We start from the raw sequence: 18,356 nt of genomic DNA, 5'->3' as shown, positions 1-18,356 counted from the left end.
GGGGACGCGTGCTCAACTGCGCAGCCGGGCTATGTGGTGGAGCGCTTCGGCGGCGGTCGCGGTGCGCAGCGTCGGCTCGGGGCCGGGCGGTTCGGTCTGCGTGGTGGCGGCCGGGCCGATCCAGGCGGTGCGGCATCCGGCGCGGCGGCCGGCCTCGACGTCCGAGGCGAAGTCGCCGACCATCCACGAGGAGGCGAGGTCGATGTCCAGTTCCCCGGCCGAGTCCACGAGGAGCCCGGCGTTCGGCTTGCGGCACGCGCAGCGGAACGACAGCCCCTCGACGGCTCCGTCCGGGTGGTGCGGGCAGACGTAAATGCCGTCGAGGTGCACGTCGTGGGCGGTGAGCAGGGTCCGCAGGTGGCGGTGCATGGCGTCGAGGGTGCGCAGCGAGAACAGGCCGCGGGCCAGGCCGGACTGGTTGGTGACGAGCACCAGCAGCCGGCCCTGCTTCTGGAGCCGGCGCAGGGCGGGGCCCACTCCGGGTGCCAGCACCAGGTCGGCGGGGCGGGCCGGATAGTGCCGCGGCTCGGTCACCGTGCCGTCCCGGTCGAGGAAGACGGCCGCCCGCCCGGTCATACCCCGGCGGCCGCGCCCGCCGCGGCCAGCTCCTCCCGGTCGGTACGGACGTACGCCTTCATGTGCCGGGTCAGTATGTGCGCCAGCGCCATGTGGACGTCTTCCTGTTCCTCGATCGAGTCGGCGGGAGCGAGGACGTAGGCGTCGCAGAGGTCGCGTGCCCGTCCCCCGTCGGGGCCGAGGAGCCCGACGGTGGTGATGCCGTGGGCCCGTGCGTAGCGCAGGGCGTGCAGCACGTTGGGCGAGTTGCCGCTGGTGGTGATGGCGATGACGACGTCGCCGGGTTCGGCGAGGCCGGCGAGCTGGCCGGTGAAGACCTCGTCGTAGCTGACGTCGTTGGCCCAGGCGGTCAGCGAGGGCACGTGGTCGACCAGGGACATGGTCCGCACGGGGGGCCGGCCCGGCACGCGGGTGTTCTTGGACAGGTCGACGGCCAGGTGCGAGGCGGTGGCGGCGCTGCCGCCGTTGCCGCAGAGGTAGAGGGTGCGGCTCTGGGTGTAGGCCCGTTCGAGGGTTTCCGCCACCCACACCAGGTCGGTGGTGGAGACCTGCTCGACGGCTCTGCTGAGCCGGGTGAGGTAGGCGCGGATCTCGTGCTGGCGGTCCATGGGCTCGGACATGGTCGGTACCCCGTTCAGTAGTGTGCCGCCGTCGTGGCGGCGAGCGTGGTGACGGTCCGTACGGCCGGGCGCGGGGTGGCCGCCGTTCGCGCGTAGAGGGTGGCGGTGTCGCGGGCGGACCGGGCCCAGGACCAGTCCTGGGTCATGGCGCGGCGCCGCACGTCCCGGACCTGGTGGGCCGGGCCGGCCAGCCATCGGGCGGCGCGGAGCATGGTGCGGCGCACGGCGTCGGCGGTCGGCTCCGGCAGGACGAAGCCGGTGCCGGCGGCCGGGTCGGCCGCCAGGTCGGTGACGGTGTCCCGCAGTCCGCCCACGTCGCTGACGACGGGCACGCAGCCGTAGGTCATGGCGATGAGCTGGTTGAGGCCGCAGGGTTCCACCCGGGAGGGCATGAGCGTGAAGTCGGCGCCCGCGTACGTGAGCCAGGCGAGGTCCTGGTCGAAGGCGGGGACGTGGCTCACGGCGGTGGACGCCCGTTCGGTGAGCGAGGTCAGGGCGCGCACCAGGGCGGTGTCGCCCTGGCCGACCACCACGAGCTGCGCCGAGCCGTCGCGGACCAGGGGGGCTGCCGCCTCTAGAAGCAGGTCGACGCCCTTTTCCGGCACCAGGCGCGAGCAGACGCCGAAGAGGGGGACCCCGGGGTCCTCGGCGAGGCCGAGACGCCGTTGCAGGAGTGCCTTGTTGGCCGCCTTGCCCTCTTCCACGGTCGCCGCGTCGTAGGGCTCGGTGGGCCGGCCGGGAGCCGCGGGCTGCCAGAGCCGGGTGTCGATGCCGGCGACGATTCCGGTCAGGGGCAGGGTGCCCAGCGCCGAGCCGAGCGCGGTGCCGGTGCGCGCGCGCAGTTCCTCGGCGTACGTCGGGCTGCCGGTGGTGGCGGCGTCGGCGGCGAGGACGCCCAGGAGCAGCAGGCCGGCCTGGCCGCCGTATCCGGCCAGCGTCTCCTGCCAGACGGGGGGCAGGCCCAGGCCGCGGAGTTGTCCCGGGCCGACGCGTCCGGGGTACTCGGCGTTGTGCACGTTGACCAGCAGGGCCGGTCCGGAGCCGGTGGCGCGCAGTTCCCGCAGGTGGGCCAGGGCGGGACCGGACTGCCAGTCGTTCCCGTGCACGATGTCGTACCGGCTGCCCGTGGCGGCCACCCACTGGGCGACGCAGGCACCGAAGTACGCGGCGCGGGCGACCGCGTCGGCGAACTCCACGTAACGCGCGTCGCGGTAGATGCCGTCGCGGTCGTACCAGTGGTCCGCGCGGACGAGGTAGACCTCACCCGCGCCGGGGCTGTCGAGGAGCCGCTCGACGCGGACCGGCGCGGACACTCCGCCGACGGTGACGGCGGGGCCCTGCCAGACGCGTTCGGTGCGCAGGGAGTGCCGCTCGACGAGCCAGGGGTAGTAGGGGACGACCAGGTCGTGGACGATGCCGTGTTCGCGTTCCAGCGCGGCCGGCAGGGCGCGGGCGGTCTGGCCGAGCCCGCCTTCCATGAAGTAGGGGGCGAGTTCCTGGGTCAGGTAGAGGCATCTCACCGGATCGTCACCGCTTCCGGGCCGCTCACCGCGGGGAGCAGCCAGACGCCCACGATGTGCAGGTCCGGGTTGACGGGCAGGGTGAGACGGGTGCAGGGCACCGCTTCGGTGAAGCGGACCGCGGAGCGCCACAGCCGCGGCTCGGCGCCGGTTTCGGGGCGCCCGCCGACGTCGTACAGGTAGGAGCTGCGGGCGAAGCAGGTGTCGTCGAAGACGGGGCGCCGGGAGAGGAAGTCGCTCAGTTCGACGCGGGCCTCGGTGACCGGGTCGCCGTCGTGCGGTCCGGGGTGCAGGAGCAGGGTCTCGCTGACCGTGCCGCCGGATCCGGCCCCCACGACGTCGATGCCGCGGAGCACGAGGGTTTCGCCGAGGTCGAGGATCTGGCCCTCGCAGGCGACGTTGTCGGCGGCGCCGTGACCGAGGTCGTCGGGCAGGCCCAGCAGGGCGGCGGAGTCGCCGAGTTCGGCTGCCGGGTAGGCGCGGCCGAATCCGTCGAAGCCGTCGGCCGGTTCGACTCCGGGCGCCAGGAAGGCGGCGTTGTTGCGGTGCGGGGCCAGGTCGACGCGCAGGGCGCCCGCCGGGATGGTCGGGGTGCTCACCGCTTCTCCTCCGCGAGGGTCGCCAGGGCCGTACCGGCCGCGGCCAGGTTGTCCCGGGCGAGTTCCAGCCGGGGGCGCAGTTGTCCGCGGAAGGTGGCGGTGCGCTTGTCGTCGGCGGCCATGACTCCGAGGCGCATCATCAGGTTGCGTACGACGAGCAGGTCGCGTGAGGCGCGGTCGACGGCTTCGATGAGGTCGCCGCGTCCGGCGAGGGTGCCGTCCGCGGCCAGGGTGCCGAGGTGGCCGGCGAGCCAGCGCAGGGTGTGGTGGTACCACCACAGGCCCAGCAGCAGCCAGGGGCCCAGGCCCCAGTCCTGCTGGGTGCCGTCCGCGGCCCGTGGCCGGTTGCCCACCGCGTCCAGGTACACGTCCAGGTCGCTGTGGAGGGCCTGGACCAGGCTCGTGCCGCTCATCCACGCGCTGCCGGTGCCCGACAGCGCCCGGGAGAGGTCCAGCAGGGAGCCGGCGTCCGGGCGGGCGGGTCGGCGGTCCGGCAGGGGGACGAGCCGCATCCAGGCCTGGCCGGCCCGGCCCTCGCACATGGCGGGGGTGAGCTGGTCGACCGGCACCCGCTCGTCGTGGAAGACGACCTCGCCGGGGTCGAGCAGCCGCACCGTGCCGGTGGCCTCGTCGTAGTCGCGCAGGACGACGACGTGCAGGGCGTGGCTGGTGCGGTGGCCGACCCAGTAGTGCGGCAGGTGGAAGGCGTCCGCGGCGATGGCGATGGCCGGCGTGGTGCTCAGCGCGTCCAGGGCGGCCTGCCACTCCCGCTCGCTGGTGACGGGGTGCTGACGGAGTTCGTAACCGTGGCGGGTGAACGTCGACGTCAAGGGCTCCAAGGGGTCGCTGAACCGGAGGAGGCCGTCGTCCGCGAGGCGGGCCGCGGTCGCGGCGTTGTTGCCCAGCACGAGGAAGGGGTCGGCGTGCGGCTCGGCCGCGTGCAGCAGGGCCGCGAACGCGGCGTGGTAGCAACTCGAATCGGTGAACAGGGGTGCCTGGGTCACCCGTACCCCCAGAGGTAGGCCGTGTCGTCGGACGCGAATGCGCGGGCCGAACGCGAGATGAGGCCGCCCCGGGGCGAGGTTCCCGGGGTGGTGGTGTCTGACGGCTCAGGACCCTAGGAGCGGCCGGGCCCCGCGGACAATCGCCTCGTTCGGCCATGACCACATGTCCATGGCCGGGCGTCGACTGCCCGTTCGAGCAGGGCGTTTGGGGCCGACGGCACCGCCGCCACCGCAGGACGATGACCGTCGCTGCGCCGACGGCCGCGCGGGTGCCGGCTGTCCTGTGGGGCACGGTGCCGACCGGACGTCGGCGCGGGCGGGGGCGCTCGCCGCCGCGGACGACCGACCACCACGACAAGGGTGTTGCCATGCCTCGATCTCATGACCCCGGCCGGATACCGGTGTTCGCACGGTGTGCCTCGGGGCTCTTCCGGTGGAGTCCGCCGACGCCGCGCGGCCCCTTCGCGCCCGTGGCGGGCTGAGCCGATGGAGATCATCGGGAGCGGTTTCCTCTCGCGTCATCTGCGCGCCCTGGCCCACCGGCACCCGCACGCCGTGGCGTTGGCCGCCGGTGTGTCGCGGGTCGGGCTGAGCGACGAGGAGGTCTTCGCACGGGAGGCGCGGCTCGTCGTGGATGTCGCGCGGCGGTGCAGGGAGACGGGCCGGACCCTCGTCTTCTTCTCCACGGCGTCGGCGGGCGTCTACAGCGGCCCGGGCTGTTCCGGCAGGGAGGACTGCCCGCATCCGACCTCGCCCTACGGTCACCACAAACTCGCTATGGAGCGGCTCGTGAGGGAGTCGGGGTGCTCGTGGCTCATCCTCCGCCTCAGCCACCTGGTGGGGCGGCATCAGGCCAGTCACCAACTGGTTCCGGCCATGGTGCGCCAGGTCGAGAGCGGCACGGCCCGGATTTTCGTGCACACTCGCCGGGATCTGCTGGATATCCGCCACTTCATGCACATCATCGACGCGCTGTTGGCTTCGGGCGTGGCCGGTGACACGATCAACGTCGCGTCCGGCACCGCCGTGCCGATGGACGACATCACCACCCACATCGCGGATCTTCTCGGACGCCGTCCCGACCGTGAGTACGTGGAGTTCGGCAGCGATCACCAGGTCTCGGTCCGGAAACTGCACGACCTGCTTCCCGACATCGGAAGCGAACTCCAGTACGAGGACTACCGGGCGCTGCTCGACCGCTACGTGCCCCACTACGCGTCCAGGGTCGCGGCCCACGGCGCGTGGCCGCACTGACCGGTCCCCCGACACGGCCGCCACGCGCCCCGGCCTGGGAACAAGCGTGACTCTGACAGACCTGCCCTCCGAGACCCGACCGCGGCCGGCGGCCCCGGCCGTCCGCCCGGCCGCCGCGCTGGCCCTCCTCGTCGCCGCCCACTTCCTGCTCAACCTGGATTCGGCGATCGTGGAGGTCGCGCTTCCGTCGGTCAAACGCGAACTCGGCACGACGCTCGCCGAGTTGTCGTGGATCGCGAACGCCTACATCCTCGCCTTCGGCGGATTCCTCCTGCTGGGCGGCCGGCTCGGCGACATGCTGGGCCGCCGCTCGGTCTTCACGGCCGCGCTGGTCGTCTTCGCCGCGGCCTCCCTGGCCGGCGGCCTGGCCACCTCCGCCCCGGTGCTGGTGGCGGCCCGCGCCGTGCAGGGCCTGGCCGCGGCCGTCATATCGCCCACCGCGCTGGCCCTGCTCATGGTGGTCTTCCCCGACCGGACGACCGAGGAGAGGGCCCGGCGCAACAAGGCCCTGGCCGTTCTCGGGGCCGTCGCCGCCACCGGAGGCTCCGCCGGGTACTTCGCCGGCGGGCTGCTGACCGACGTCTTCGGCTGGCAGTCGACCTTCCTCGTCAACGTCCCGCTGGCCGGACTCGCCGCGCTGGCCGCGCCGCGCCTGCTGCCCGCCGGTGCGCGTCCCGGCCGTCGGGGGCGCTTCGACGTCGTCAGCGGCGCGCTGGTGTCCGGCGGTATGACGCTGATGGTCTACGTGCTCGTGGGCGCGCAGGGGGCCGGCTGGCTCTCGGCCCGCACCCTGGGGCTGGGCGCCGCGGCCGGCCTGCTGCTCGTGCTGTTCGTACTGCGCCAGCGCACGAGCGCCGATCCCCTGCTGCCGCTGCGCATCTTCCGGCACCGGGCGCTGCGCGGCGCCAACGTGGTCGCCGCTCTGATCAACATGGCCATCGGGCCGGTGATCTTCTTCCTGAGCCTCTACACCCAGCAGGTCCTCGGCTACTCGGCGCTCGCCGCCGGTCTGGCGATCGTTCCCATCATCCTGACCGTCACCATCTCGTCCACCATGGCCGGTTGGCTGCTGCGGCGCATGAGCCAGCGGGCCGTGATGACGACCGGCCTCCTGCTGTTCGCGGCCGGTCTGCTCTGGATGTACGGGATCTCCGGCGGCGCCTACTGGACCGAACTGCTCGGCCCGGAGTGCCTGGTGGGGCTGGGCGGCGGACTGGTCTTCGTGACCTTCACCGTCAGCGGCACCAGTGACCTGGACGAGCGCGACGCCGGCTCCGCGTCCGGGGTGCTCACCACCGCGCAGAAGATCGGGGCGGCCTTCGGCCTCGCCATCCTGACCACGCTCGCCGGTTCGGCCACCGGCACCTCGGGCGACGCCCTCCTGGAGGGCTACCGCACGGCGATCCTCGCCGCCGTGGTGCCGGTGCTGCTGGCGCTCGTGGCGACGGCGGTGTGGCTGCCCGGGGCGGCGTCCCCGGCCGGCCCCCGATTCGACGGAGCGGGGCCGAAGCGTCGCGGGGCGCCGCGTCCAGGACGCCGACGGTGAGCGCCGACGCGGAGTGAGGCCGGCGCTCTCACTGGGCGGGCGCCCTCACGAGGCGGGCGGGCGCACGGTGGGACCGGATCAGAACGACGGTGCCGGGCCGGTGGATTCGCGGATGATGAGGTCCGGCTGGAAGAACAGCTCCAGCGAGGTGAGCGGGGTTCCGCCGACGGCCAGCATCAGGGCGTCGGCGGCGGCCTCCGCCATCTTCTCCTCCGGGGGACTGACGGCCGTCAGTGACGGGACCACGTGACGCGCGGTCGCGGAGTCGCCGACGACCACCAGGGAGAGGTCGTCCGGGACGGTGAGCGACCGCGACCGCGCCGCCCTCAGGGCGCCCAGCGCCAGGGAGTCGCCGTCGCAGACGAGGGCCGTGCAGCCGCCCCCGATCAGGAGGTGCGCGGCGTGGGCACCGGCGCCGTCGGAGTCGTGGACGTGCTCGATCCGGGTGCCCGCCTCCGACGCGGGGACGCCGAGCGAGCGCAGTGCCGAGAGGAAAGCCTCGCGCCTGCGCCGCGACATGGCGGACCGTGACGCTCCGCAGATCATGCCGATGCGCGCGTGACCCAGCTCGGAGAGCTGGCTGACCGCTTTTCCCATCCCCCATTCCTCATCCTGGGAAATACGTGCGGACCGGTCCGGAAAGGCGGCGCCGCCCACCAGGACATGAGGCACGTCGTCCTCCCGCAGGGCCCGGAAGAAAACGCGGCCCGCAGCGGTGTCCGCGTGGTCGCCGCCGATGAAGACGAGCCCCGAGGCACCGTGCGACAGCAGGGTGCGGGAGGCCGGCTCCGCCCTCGGCGCTCCATGGGCCTGGGCCGACAACACAGGCAGCAGACCGCGCCGGTGAAGGGCCGTCAGCACGTGGTCGGCCATCGAGGAACCGCCCGCCGAGCCGCCGTCCTCGGCGACGACACCCACCATCGCACCCCGCGCCGCCCGGACCGGCGCGGGCCCGCCGCCCAGGTTCTCCACGGTTCCCAGAACCAGCGTGCGGGTCGCCTGCGCGACACCTGGACGGCCGTTCAGAACACGGCTGACGGTGGCCGCACTCACACCCGTTCGGTCGGCCACATCGGCAAGGCGTATTGACATGTCCAGACGTTAACAGGACGAGATGCAATAGAGCCACACTATAGTGCTTGAATTCGACTACAGACCGGCTTGAAATCGAGGACAAAGGGCCAACGGGAAACAGTGCAATGAATACGGATTGCCCGAATCCTCCGCCCTTGGAGCCGCTTGCACACTCCCTGGAACTAATCTAGAACTGTGCACCGGTAAATTGACCAGAATTCATCGCTGGGGGAGAAATGAAGGCGCTGGTGCTTGCTGCGGGAACCGGGAGCCGACTGCGCCCGGTCACGCACACGGGAGCCAAGCAGCTTGTCCCGGTCGCCAACAGACCCGTCCTCTTCTACGCGTTGGAGGCCCTCGCGGCAGCCCGGATCACCGAAGTCGGCGTGGTGATCGGTCCGCGCGCCGACGACATCAAGGAATCGGTCGGCGACGGCTCGGATTTCGGCCTCGACGTGACCTACATATGCCAGGAAGAACCTCTCGGGCTGGCCCACGCGGTACTCGTCTCGCAGGAATTCCTGGGCGACGACGATTTCCTGATGTATCTCGGCGACAACTTCGTCGGCGGAGGGGTCGCTCATTTCGCGGACGAATTCCGCAGGCAGCGCCCGGCCGCGCAGATCCTCCTGACCCCGGTGGCCGACCCCACGTCCTTCGGTGTCGCCGAGCTCGACGCCGAAGGACGTGTCGTCTCCCTGGAGGAGAAGCCGCGAACGCCCAGGAGCGACCTGGCGGTCATGGGCGTCTACCTGTTCACCTCCGCGATCCACGACGGCATCCGCGAGATCAAGCCGTCGGCTCGCGGGGAGCTGGAGATCACCCACGCGATCCAGTGGCTCATCGAGGAGGGGCGCGACGTGCGCTCCACCGTCAGCACCGGCTACTGGCGCGACACCGGCAACGTCGCCGACATGCTGGACGTCAACCGGCACGTCCTCGACTCGCTCGTCGCCGACCACGCGGCCGTCGGCGAGGTCGACGACGACAGCGTGCTCACCGGTCAGGTCCGGGTGGCGCCCGGCGCCCGCGTCGTCCGCTCGCGCATCGTGGGGCCCGTCGTCATCGGGTCCGGCTCCGTGGTCGTCGGCTCCCGGATCGGCCCGCACACCTCCATCGCGGAGGACTGCGAGATCACCGGCAGCGACATCGAGTCCTCCATCGTGCTGCTGGGCTCCACCGTCCGCGACGTGCCCGCGATCACCGCGTCGCTGATCGGCCGCCACACCTCGGTCCGGTCCGCGCGCGCCGGCGGCAACCACCACCTGGTCCTCGGCGACCACACCCGGATCACCCTCGCGAGCTGACCGGCCCGCGCCGCCTTCGGTCATCGCCGGGCCACACCGGCGCCACCACCTCTGCCTTCGGGCGTCTCGGAGTTCTGACCTTGAAGTGCCTCTACATCACCCAGGAGTACGCGCCGCTGTTCGCCGAAGGCGGTCTGGCCCTGACGAGCAACGCGCTGCCCGCCACGCTCCAGACACGGCGCGGCATCCAGCACGACCTGGTCCTGCCGTACTACCCCTGGCTCGTCGAGCCCCGCGGCCTGGCCACCGAGGTCGTCCTGGAGCTGCCCGAGCGGGAGATCGGCGGGATCCGCTCCGGCGCCCAGGTGCACCGGCTCCTCGGACACGGCGGAACCTGCGAGATCTACCTGGTCCGCGCCGACGCCTGGTACGACCGGCACAGCATCTACCGGGACGCCAACTACACCGCGTTCACCGACGAGACCCGCCGGGCGGCGTTCTTCGGCTGGTGCGTCGCCGAATGGCTGGAGCGCACCGGCCACTCCTACGACGTCGTCCACGGCAACGACTGGCAGTCCGGCGCCGCCATGGCCCACCTGCGGGAGCGCTTCCCGGACCTCAGCCAGGTGCTGACCATCCACAACGCCCTCTACCAGGGCCGCCTCCAGCGCCTCGAACCGGGCGGTCTGGGCCTGCCCGAGACGCAGGTCGCCCGACTGGAGGAGTGCGCCGGGGACGACCCCAGCCTCTTCCTCCTCGGCCTGCTGGCCGCCGACACGGCGGTGACGTGCAGCCCCACCTACGCCTACGAACTCATGGAGGAGTTCGCGGGGACCCCCGTGGGAGACGCCCTGGTGCGGCGGAACACGACGGGCATCGTCTTCGGCGTCGACGGCACCCTGTGGGACCCGGCCGCGCTGGGCCGCTGCACCGTCCCCTATGACGGCACCACCGTCGACGAGGGCAAGCGCCTCAACAAGCAGGCCCTCCAGAAGCACATGGAACTCGCCGAGGACGACGGACTGCCCGTCGTCGGCGTCTGCTCCCGCGTCGTTCCCGAGAAGGGCAGCGACCTGCTCCTGGACGCGCTCGCCCCGCTGCTGCGCGAGCGTCGCGTCCAGCTCGTCCTGGTCGGCCCGAGCACGGACGGACTGCGCGCACAACTGGAGCGGCTGCGCGCCGAGGCGCCCGGCATGGTGGGCTACGTCCCCCAGTTCGACCAGGACACGGCGTGGCTGGTGTACGCCGGCGCCGATCTGACGGTCATGCCCTCGCGCACCGAGCCGTGCGGCCTCAACCAGCTCATCGCCTACCGGTACGGCACCCTGCCGGTGGTCAGCCCGGTGGGCGGTCTGTGCGACACCGTCAGCGATCTGCGCACGCACCCGGACGGCGGCGGGCTCGTGATCCCCGAGCACACGGCGCAGTCCGTGCGCACGACACTCCTGGACGCCCTGCGGTGGATGCGGGAGCGGCCGCAGGAGCTGAGCGTCGTGCGCCGCCGCGTCATGGCGCAGGACTGGTCGTGGGCCGTCACGGCACGGGAGTACGCCGAGCTGTACGCCCGGCTCCCCCGGGCCGCCTGAGCCCGACCACCCGAAACAGGAAGGCCCAGCCATGCACGACACCGTCCAGGGGGCCGGCACCGCTCTGGCGCCGGCCCGCCCCGGCGGCCCGCACGACCGGCCCCACCCGCGCTACCGCCTCGTGGCCACGGATCTCGACGGCACCCTCCTGCGGGGCGACGCCACCGTCTCCTCCAGGACCCGCGCCGCCCTGCGCCGGGTCCGCGGCGCGGGTGCCGAGCACGTCATCGTCACCGGCCGCCCGGCCCGCGGATGCCTGCCGCTCTTCGCCGCCCTGGGCTACCGGGGCCTCGCCGTGTGCGGCCAGGGCGCGCAGGTCTACGACGCGGGCCGCAGGGCGCTGCTGTCCGCCACCGTCCTCGACAGCGCGGCGGCGCGGGCGGCGCTGCGCCGGCTGACCGCGCGGGTCGGGCCGCTCGATCTCGCCGTGGTCACCTCGGGAGAGGACGCGGAGTTCGTCGTCTCCGACGGGTTCTGCCGGGGCGACGAGCGCGAACTCGCCCCCTACCGCACGGTCGGCGCCGCCGGGCTGTGGGACCGTCCCGTGGACAAGGTGCTGCTGCGCCACCGCACCCTGGACGACGGCGCCCTGACCGAGGCCGCGCTGCGATGTGCCGGGCCGGGCCTCAACGTCGTCCACGCCGGGCCGGGCATCGTGGAGCTGCTGCCCGCCGGTTTCGACAAGTCGACCGGGCTCGCCCGGGTGGCCCGGTCCCTCGGCCTCACCGCGGAGGACGTGATCGCCTTCGGAGACATGCCCAACGACATCCCGCTGCTGCGCTGGTCGGGCCACGCGGTGGCGATGGCCAACGCCCATCCCGACCTGAAGGCCGTGGCGGACGAGATCGCGCCCGCCAACGACGACGACGGCGTGGCGGAGGTCCTCGAGCGGATACTCGACCAAGGAGCCCGTCACTGATGCGCGTCGACCTGCTCACCCGCGAGTACCCGCCCTTCGTGTACGGCGGTGCCGGAGTGCACGTGGACCAGCTCACGCGGCACCTGCGGCACCTGGTGGACGTGCGGGTGCACTGCTACGGCGACGACTCCCGCGCCGAGTCGGGGGTCGTCGCCCACCGGGCCGCCGAGGGCCTGGTGGACGCCAACTCCGCGCTCCAGGCGATGGCCGTGAACCTGTCCATGTCGGACGCGGTGCGGGGCACGTCCCTCGTGCACAGCCACACCTGGTACGCGAACTTCGCGGGCCACCTCGCGCAGGTCCTGCACGGCGTCCCGCACGTGGCCACCGCGCACAGCCTGGAGCCGATGCGCCCGTGGAAGGCGGAGCAGCTCTCGGGCGGCTACCGGCTGTCGTCCTTCATGGAGGAGACGGCGTTCGCGGGCGCCGACCGGGTCATCGCGGTCTCGCGGGCGATGGCCGAAGACATCGTGCGGACCTACCCGCGGGTGGACCCCGCCCGTGTCTCGGTCGTCTACAACGGCATCGACACCGAGGAGTTCGCGCCCGACCACGACACCTCCCTCCTCGACGGCCTCGGCATCCGCCCGGACCGGCCCGTCATCGCCTGCGTCGCCCGTATCACCCGGCAGAAGGGGCTGGGCCATCTGCTGCGGGCGGCCGAGTACTTCAGCCGCGACGCCCAGCTCGTCATCGTCGCCCAGGCCTCGGACACACCCGAGCAGCGGCACCGGTTCGGGCTGGGCGTGGACCGGCTGCGGGCATCCGGCAGACATGTCACGTGGATCGGCGGTGACTTCCCGCGCCCCGCCCTGCGGCAACTGATGACGAGGGCGCAGGTGTTCGTCTGCCCCTCCATATACGAGCCGATGGGCATCGTGAACCTGGAGGCGATGGCGTGCGGCACCGCCGTCGTGGCCACGGCGACGGGCGGCATCCCCGAAGTCGTCGTCGAGGGGGAGACCGGCCTGCTGGTCCCCCTGGAGCCGGACGCCGGACGGCACGGGGAGCCGGAGGTGCCCGAGGTCTTCGCCAAGGAGATCGCCGCCCGGGTGAACCACCTCGTCGACGACCCCGGCGCCGCGCGCCGGTTCGGGAGGGCCGGCCGGGAAAGGGTCGTCACCGCCTTCTCCTGGCCGTCCGTGGCCGAGCAGGTCCGGCGCGTCTACGAGGCGGTCGCGTGAACGGCCCGCCGCACGGCGCCGGGCCGGCCGACGCGCCCGTGGACGTCATCGCCTTCGCCTACGAGGCCTGTTCCTTCGACCGCAGGCTGATGCGCAGCGGCACGGCGTCCCTGGTGTGGAACTCCGCGCTGTCCCTGGCCCGTGCGGGACACCGCGTCAGCATCGTCACCCCGGCCCACGGGCAGGCCAGCCACCTGCGGCGGCGGTACGGCGCGCGGGACACCGGCCATGCGGACACCCATACCCTGCCGCTGCGCCTCGACCCGGCGGCGTGGTCCCCGTCCTGGGGCTCCCCGGCGCCCCGGCTCACGACACGGGCCCTGCACGTCCGCAAGGACGGCGTCGACCTGTACTTCCTCTCCGACGCGTTCCTCGACGCCTACCCGGAGACGTTCTATCCCGTCGCCGCGGACGAGGGCCGGCGCCTGGAGTTCTGCAAACCACTGGCCTTCCAGCTGGCCGGCATCAGGTTCGTCAGATCCCGTTTCGCGGACCGGCCCGCGGTGGTCCACGCCCACGAGCCGTTGCTCCACTACCTGGTGCCGGCCGCGTTCACCGGTGATCGGCTCAAGCGGGTGGTCAGCGCGGTCGCGACCAACCATCCGGTGAACACCGGCGTGTACGGTCCCCAGGTGAGCGCGGCGCTGGCGTCCCTCGGAGCGCGCGTGGACCTGGACGAGTATGCCGACCCGCCGGAGCGGGACGGGGTCCTGGAGTGCGCGATGCGGGCACACCTGACCGCCACCGGACTCGACCACCCGCCGCGCCACGAACGGCAGATCAGCTTCTTCTCCCTGGTCGGCGACCACGCGGACGGCATCGACTTCCTCTGCGAGGGCCAGCGGACCTTCTACACCGGGTTCGAGGCCACGCCCTTCGCTCCGCGGTACCGCCGCCTGACCGTCGCCCGGGTCACGGAGCGCAACGCGCACAAGGCGTTCGTGGGAGGCTGCGCGGTCTCCGACACCTGGCTCGCCCGGGACCCGGGGGCCATCGACAGGGACGGCGTGCTCAACGGGCTCGGGCTGGACCCCGCGCTGCCGGTCTTCTACCACGCGGCCCGCTACGACCCGCACCACAAGGGCCAGTTGGAGATGGTCCGCGCCATCGAGAGCGTCCTGGGCGAGGGGCGCCGGGCGAACTTCCTGCTGCGCTGCGCCACCGCCTCGGACACCGACCCGTACTTCCAGAAGGTCGCCGACGCGTACCCCGGGTCGGTGCGCCTGGCCTGGGACATGGCGGACGAGGACACGCTGTTCGCCGAGGCGTCGGTCGCCGACTACTGCGTCTTCCCCTCCAAGTACGAGCTGGACACGTTCCTGATCGCCCAGGGCGAGGCGATGGCCTGCGGCGCGGTGCCGATCGCCACGGCCCAGTACGGCACCCGCCACTTCGGGCACGCCCACGACTTCCGCGCGCCGGACGCGACCGGCTTCGCCGTCGACCGCTCCTTCGAGGAGGACGATCCGCTGCTCGCCCGGGCGCTCACGGACCGCTTCCGGCAGGCCATCCGCCTCTTCACCGACGAGCCCGGGGAGTACGCACGGCTGTCCGGCAACGCGCGCCGCACCGCACGCCGGTTGACGTGGGAGCGCAGTGCCGCTCGGCGCAGTGCCCACTTCGGCGCCCTCTTCGCCGCCGGGTCCGCCGATCCGCCGCGGCAGGCGACCGGTCGGCGCCACCCGCCGCAGGCCGGTCCGGTCGTCCGGGCGGGTCTCGATGTGCGGGCCGGCGGGTGGAGCGTACGGCTGGAGTGCGCCGACGCCCTGCGGGTGACGGCGTACGTCCCCGAGCGGTCGGCGGACGGCGCCCTGCGCGCCCATGCCCTGCGGCCCGCCCGCGACGGCTTCACCGGGACCTTTCCCGGCGAGGCTCCGGCCGCGGGTGTCGCCCTGCTGGTCACCTTGACGGGCGGTCGCTCTCACTGGGAGGTCGCGGCACCGGCCGGCACCGCGACGGCGTGAGCGGCCGGCCGTTCCCGGCGGTGACCGCGGACGGCCGGTGCCGGGCGTCCGGGCCGCGTCTCACGCAGCGCGCCGGTCAGCCGTCGGACGCCGGATGCCGTCGCGATCTGCTCCAGTGAGACCGGTCTGCCGTCGCCGTCCGCGATGACGTGCTGCCAGTTGGGGTGTTCGTCCAGGGTGCCGGGCAGGTTCTGCGCCCGCAGATCGCCCACCGTGTCCGGCAGCCACACGCCGAGCAGGCGTGCCGGGGTACGCGCCAGATAGGCGTGCAGGGCCTCGGCGTCCAGCGGCGCGGGCGGCTCCGCGCCCTGCGGGCCGGTACGGCTCAGGCCGGCCCGGCGCAGTTCCCCCCGCCACCTCTCGACCTCGTCGGCCGCGGCACGACGCTCCTGGTCCAGCGGCCCCGTCAGCATGCCCAGGCGGTGACGCAGCGCCAGGTCGTCGCCGCTGAGCCGGGCGGCCGTACTGGGCAGGTCGTGGGTGGTGAGGGTGGCCAGGCACGCGGTGCGCCACTGCTCCGCGGCGAGGGGACCGCCCTGCCCGTCCTTCTCGAGCCAGAGCACCGACGTACCCAGCACGCCCCGGTCGACGAGCTGCTCGCGGACACCGTCCTCGACGGTGCCCAGGTCCTCACCGATCACGTGCACGCCGGCTCGCTGAGCCTCCAGGGCCAGCACGGCCAGCATCGCCTCGTGGTCGTAGCGGACGTAGGCGCCCTCACCGAGCGGCCGGCCCTTGGGGACCCACCACAGGCGGAACAGGCCGAGCACGTGGTCCATCCGCACGGCCCCGGCGTGCCGCATCACCCCGCGCAGCATCTCGGCGAGGGGCGCGTAGCCGGCCTCGGCGAGCCGGTCGGGCCGCCAGGGCGGCTGCTGCCAGTCCTGCCCCTGTGCCGTGAAGGCGTCCGGGGGCGCGCCGACCGTGACGTCGGCGGCGAAGAAGTCCCGGTACATCCAGGTGTCGGCGCCGCCGGGGTGCGCGCCGACCGCCAGGTCGTGCACGATGCCCACGCTCATCCCGGCGTTCCTGGCCACGCTCTGCGCCGCCCGCAGCTGCTCGTCGGTCACCCAGGCCAGCCAGCGGTGGAACTCCACCTCGGCGGTCAGCTCCCGGCGCGCCCGTTCGACGGCCGCGCCGCCGGGGTCGCGCAGCGGGGCGGGCCACTGCCGCCAGTCCGCTCCGTGCTCGTCGGCCAGCGCGCGGTACGTCGCGAAGTCGGTGAGCCGCCGCCCCTCCTCGCGGATGAACCGCTCGTAGGCCGCCTGCCGCCGGGGGCCGCGCCGCACGCGGTGAACCAGGGCCAGGACCTGCCGTTTCGCGTCCCACACGGCGTCGCGGTCGATCAGGGCACTGCCGGTGAGCACCCGCTCCCGCAACTCCTCGCCCGCCTGGACCAGTTCGCGGGCGCGCAGGCGGTCGGCGCCCTGGAGCCGGGTGAACTCCGGGACCGCCGCCACCCGCAGGTGGACCGGGTCGGGATAGCGGCGGGAGGAGGGCCAGTAGGGCGAGTGTCCGGCGGTCGCGGCCGGCAGCATCGTGTGCAGGGGGTTGACCAGCACGAAGCCCGCGCCCAGGCTGCGGCCGGACCAGCCGGCGAGTTCCGCGAGGTCGGCGAGGTCCCCCATGCCCCAGGAACGCCGGGAGAGGACCGAGTAGAGCTGCGTGGTGAAGCCCCAGGCGCGTTCGGGCAGCGGCCCGGTCCGGTCTGGGGCCGATATGAGCGGCGCCGTGGCGGCTCGCCCGCCGGTCCGCAGGTGCACGGTGTGGTAGCCGGGGGGAAGCGTGGCGGGCAGGGTGCGCCTGCCCGGGGCGGTGCCCGCGGCGGGGACCTCGCACCGGCCGCCGTCCTCCAGCTCGATCCACACCTGCGCGCTGCCGGCGGCGTCGAGCGTGGCGGGCCTGCCGGGCCGCGTCACCACGCACGGCGGGAGCAGCCGCAGCTCCCTCTCCCGCCGGGCCCGCTCGAGAGCGGAGCGCACGAGCTCGGGGGTGGCGGCGTTCACGTCGAGTGCGGCGAGCACGTCGGTCAGGGTGGTGGCGGGCACGCGGACGCGCCGGCCGTCCCACGTGGTGTACGACGTGTCGACACCGTGGGCACGGGCGAGTTCCACCAGGTCCTGCGACGGGGTGCGAGAGCTGCTGGCATCGGTCACGGGTGTACTCCACGTCGGCGGGAAGGGAAGCGGTCACGGATCGCGCGGCGGTCAGCGCAGTGCGAACACCTGGGTGGGGTGGCGGGAGGGGTCGCCCGGACGCAGGTGCAGTTCGCCGCGCGAGGGGAACATCACGGCCGCGGCGACCGTGCGTTCCCGTCTGATGTCACCGTTGTCGGCGACGCACAGCGGAGCCTGCGACAGGACCTCGAAGTGGTCTTCGGCGGACGCGTCGGCCGGCAGCGTGGCCAGCCGCGTCCGGCACGCCCGCAGCCGTTTCTCCGAGGAGCGGCGTGCGAAGACGTTGATCTCGTCGCGGGCGGCGAGGTCCGGGTGCAGGAAGTGGTTGGTGTGGGTGGTTTCGGGGGCGTCGTGGAACCGCCAGTCGCCCTGGAGGTGTTCGGCCCAGACGGCTCGTTCGGGATCGCACAGGGTGAGGCAGCGGGAGCTGGCCAGCGGCAGGGCCCGCAGCAGTGCGAGGGCCTCGTCCACGGTGTCGGCGCGGTCGAGCAGGTGGCGGACGGCCAGGTAGGGCGGGACTCCGGGCTGCCAGGTCCCGCCGAGGACGAGGTTGATCCCGACGGCCAGCCCGGAGCTGTTGAGGCCGAGGTAGCCGAGCAGTCCGCCGAAACTGAGCAGCAGGGACCGGCGGCCCGTTCCCGAGGGGGCGAGGTCCAGGACGGTGATCTGGTCGTCGAGGTTCCCGTTGAGGTCGACGGTCTGGGCGAGCACGGGCAGCCCGCGGGCGGCGCTGCCGGAGCGGGCGTAGGTGGTGCAGTCGCCGAGGGTCGGCACCTTGCGGTAGCCGAGGATCTCGCGGCGCAGTTGCAGCAGGTACGCCTCGGTGGGGCTCAGGCCGGCCCCCTCGGCGAGCCCCTCGGTCTCCGCCGCGAGGTCGGGCAGGGCGTCCTCGATGGCCGTGCGGTACGCGGCGATCGTGGGAGCCAGCCCGGTCAGGGTGACGGGTCCCGGCAGGAGGTGTCCGAGCCGGCCCACCGCGTCGTCGAGGAAGGCCTTCAGGGCCGGCGCGCGCTCGCGGCCGTGGGCGCGGCCGAGGACGGCCGGGTCACCGGCGGCCCGGACCCGGGGCAGCGGCTGGGTGGGCAC

15 protein-coding genes are annotated in these 18,356 nt (G+C 73.3%); 7 read left to right on the top strand and 8 right to left on the bottom strand.

The genetic code is table 11. The annotated features are described in order from the left end of the window. Window positions 1-12: 12 nt before the first annotated feature. From ACZ67M_RS34555 to ACZ67M_RS34535, 5 genes are read right to left on the bottom strand one after another with little or no spacing between them, the layout of a single operon-like run. On the bottom strand, window positions 13-576 hold the full coding sequence (locus tag ACZ67M_RS34555) for a D-glycero-alpha-D-manno-heptose-1,7-bisphosphate 7-phosphatase (protein ID WP_469853969.1): 564 nt from the start codon (window positions 574-576) through the stop codon (window positions 13-15). Next, window positions 573-1,196: a D-sedoheptulose-7-phosphate isomerase gene (locus ACZ67M_RS34550; protein ID WP_361363268.1), complete on the bottom strand. Its 624-nt coding sequence runs from the start codon at window positions 1,194-1,196 to the stop codon at window positions 573-575. The genes ACZ67M_RS34555 and ACZ67M_RS34550 overlap by 4 nt, the downstream gene beginning before the upstream one ends. Before the next feature lie 14 nt (window positions 1,197-1,210). Further along, the gene (locus ACZ67M_RS34545; protein ID WP_469853968.1) at window positions 1,211-2,716 is read right to left on the bottom strand and encodes a glycogen synthase; all 1,506 of its coding nucleotides are present in this window, start codon (window positions 2,714-2,716) and stop codon (window positions 1,211-1,213) included. Then, entirely contained in the window at window positions 2,713-3,315 is a 603-nt protein-coding gene (locus tag ACZ67M_RS34540) for a hypothetical protein (RefSeq protein WP_392016393.1), read from the bottom strand. The genes ACZ67M_RS34545 and ACZ67M_RS34540 overlap by 4 nt, the downstream gene beginning before the upstream one ends. Next, a complete protein-coding gene (locus ACZ67M_RS34535; protein ID WP_385800770.1) occupies window positions 3,312-4,319 on the bottom strand; it encodes a cysteine peptidase family C39 domain-containing protein in 1,008 nt (335 codons plus the stop codon). Before ACZ67M_RS34535 ends, ACZ67M_RS34540 begins: the two co-directional genes overlap by 4 nt. Before the next feature lie 486 nt (window positions 4,320-4,805). Here ACZ67M_RS34535 and ACZ67M_RS34530 point away from each other — a divergent pair, with 486 nt between their 5' ends. Beyond that, on the top strand, window positions 4,806-5,573 hold the full coding sequence (locus tag ACZ67M_RS34530) for an NAD-dependent epimerase/dehydratase family protein (protein ID WP_469853967.1): 768 nt from the start codon (window positions 4,806-4,808) through the stop codon (window positions 5,571-5,573). Window positions 5,574-5,619: 46 nt separating this feature from the next. Continuing rightward, window positions 5,620-7,119 carry an MFS transporter gene (locus ACZ67M_RS34525; protein ID WP_469853966.1) on the top strand — a complete coding sequence of 500 codons (1,500 nt, stop codon included), beginning with the start codon at window positions 5,620-5,622 and terminating at the stop codon, window positions 7,117-7,119. Window positions 7,120-7,197: 78 nt separating this feature from the next. On the opposite strand, the gene ACZ67M_RS34520 is transcribed toward ACZ67M_RS34525, so the two are convergent. Beyond that, a complete protein-coding gene (locus ACZ67M_RS34520) occupies window positions 7,198-8,211 on the bottom strand; it encodes a LacI family DNA-binding transcriptional regulator (protein WP_469853965.1) in 1,014 nt (337 codons plus the stop codon). Between the two features lie 218 nt (window positions 8,212-8,429). Between ACZ67M_RS34520 and ACZ67M_RS34515 the strand changes: the two genes are divergently transcribed. From ACZ67M_RS34515 to ACZ67M_RS34495, 5 genes are all read left to right on the top strand, one after another. Beyond that, a complete protein-coding gene (locus ACZ67M_RS34515) occupies window positions 8,430-9,500 on the top strand; it encodes a glucose-1-phosphate thymidylyltransferase (protein ID WP_392016386.1) in 1,071 nt (356 codons plus the stop codon). Between the two features lie 80 nt (window positions 9,501-9,580). After that, complete coding sequence (locus ACZ67M_RS34510; protein ID WP_392016383.1) at window positions 9,581-11,026, top strand: glycogen synthase; 1,446 nt, start codon at window positions 9,581-9,583, stop codon at window positions 11,024-11,026. Window positions 11,027-11,057: 31 nt separating this feature from the next. Further along, window positions 11,058-11,945 (top strand): HAD family hydrolase, encoded by an 888-nt coding sequence (locus ACZ67M_RS34505; protein ID WP_392016380.1) that lies wholly within the window; start codon window positions 11,058-11,060, stop codon window positions 11,943-11,945. Then, window positions 11,945-13,129 (top strand): glycogen synthase, encoded by a 1,185-nt coding sequence (gene glgA / locus ACZ67M_RS34500; protein ID WP_392016377.1) that lies wholly within the window; start codon window positions 11,945-11,947, stop codon window positions 13,127-13,129. Before ACZ67M_RS34505 ends, glgA begins: the two co-directional genes overlap by 1 nt. Then, complete coding sequence (locus ACZ67M_RS34495; RefSeq protein ID WP_469853964.1) at window positions 13,126-15,093, top strand: glycosyltransferase; 1,968 nt, start codon at window positions 13,126-13,128, stop codon at window positions 15,091-15,093. The genes glgA and ACZ67M_RS34495 overlap by 4 nt, the downstream gene beginning before the upstream one ends. On the opposite strand, the gene malQ is transcribed toward ACZ67M_RS34495, so the two are convergent. Then, window positions 15,051-17,249, bottom strand: coding sequence for a 4-alpha-glucanotransferase (malQ, locus tag ACZ67M_RS34490; RefSeq protein WP_469853963.1), 2,199 nt, complete (start codon window positions 17,247-17,249; stop codon window positions 15,051-15,053). The genes ACZ67M_RS34495 and malQ overlap by 43 nt on opposite strands. Before the next feature lie 51 nt (window positions 17,250-17,300). Then, entirely contained in the window at window positions 17,301-18,356 is a 1,056-nt protein-coding gene (locus ACZ67M_RS34485) for a C45 family autoproteolytic acyltransferase/hydolase (protein WP_392016369.1), read from the bottom strand.

The organism is Streptomyces sp. NPDC107500 (assembly GCF_055582785.1).
Note: the sequence above shows the minus strand (reverse complement) of the source record. Positions and strands in the feature narration are given on the sequence as shown.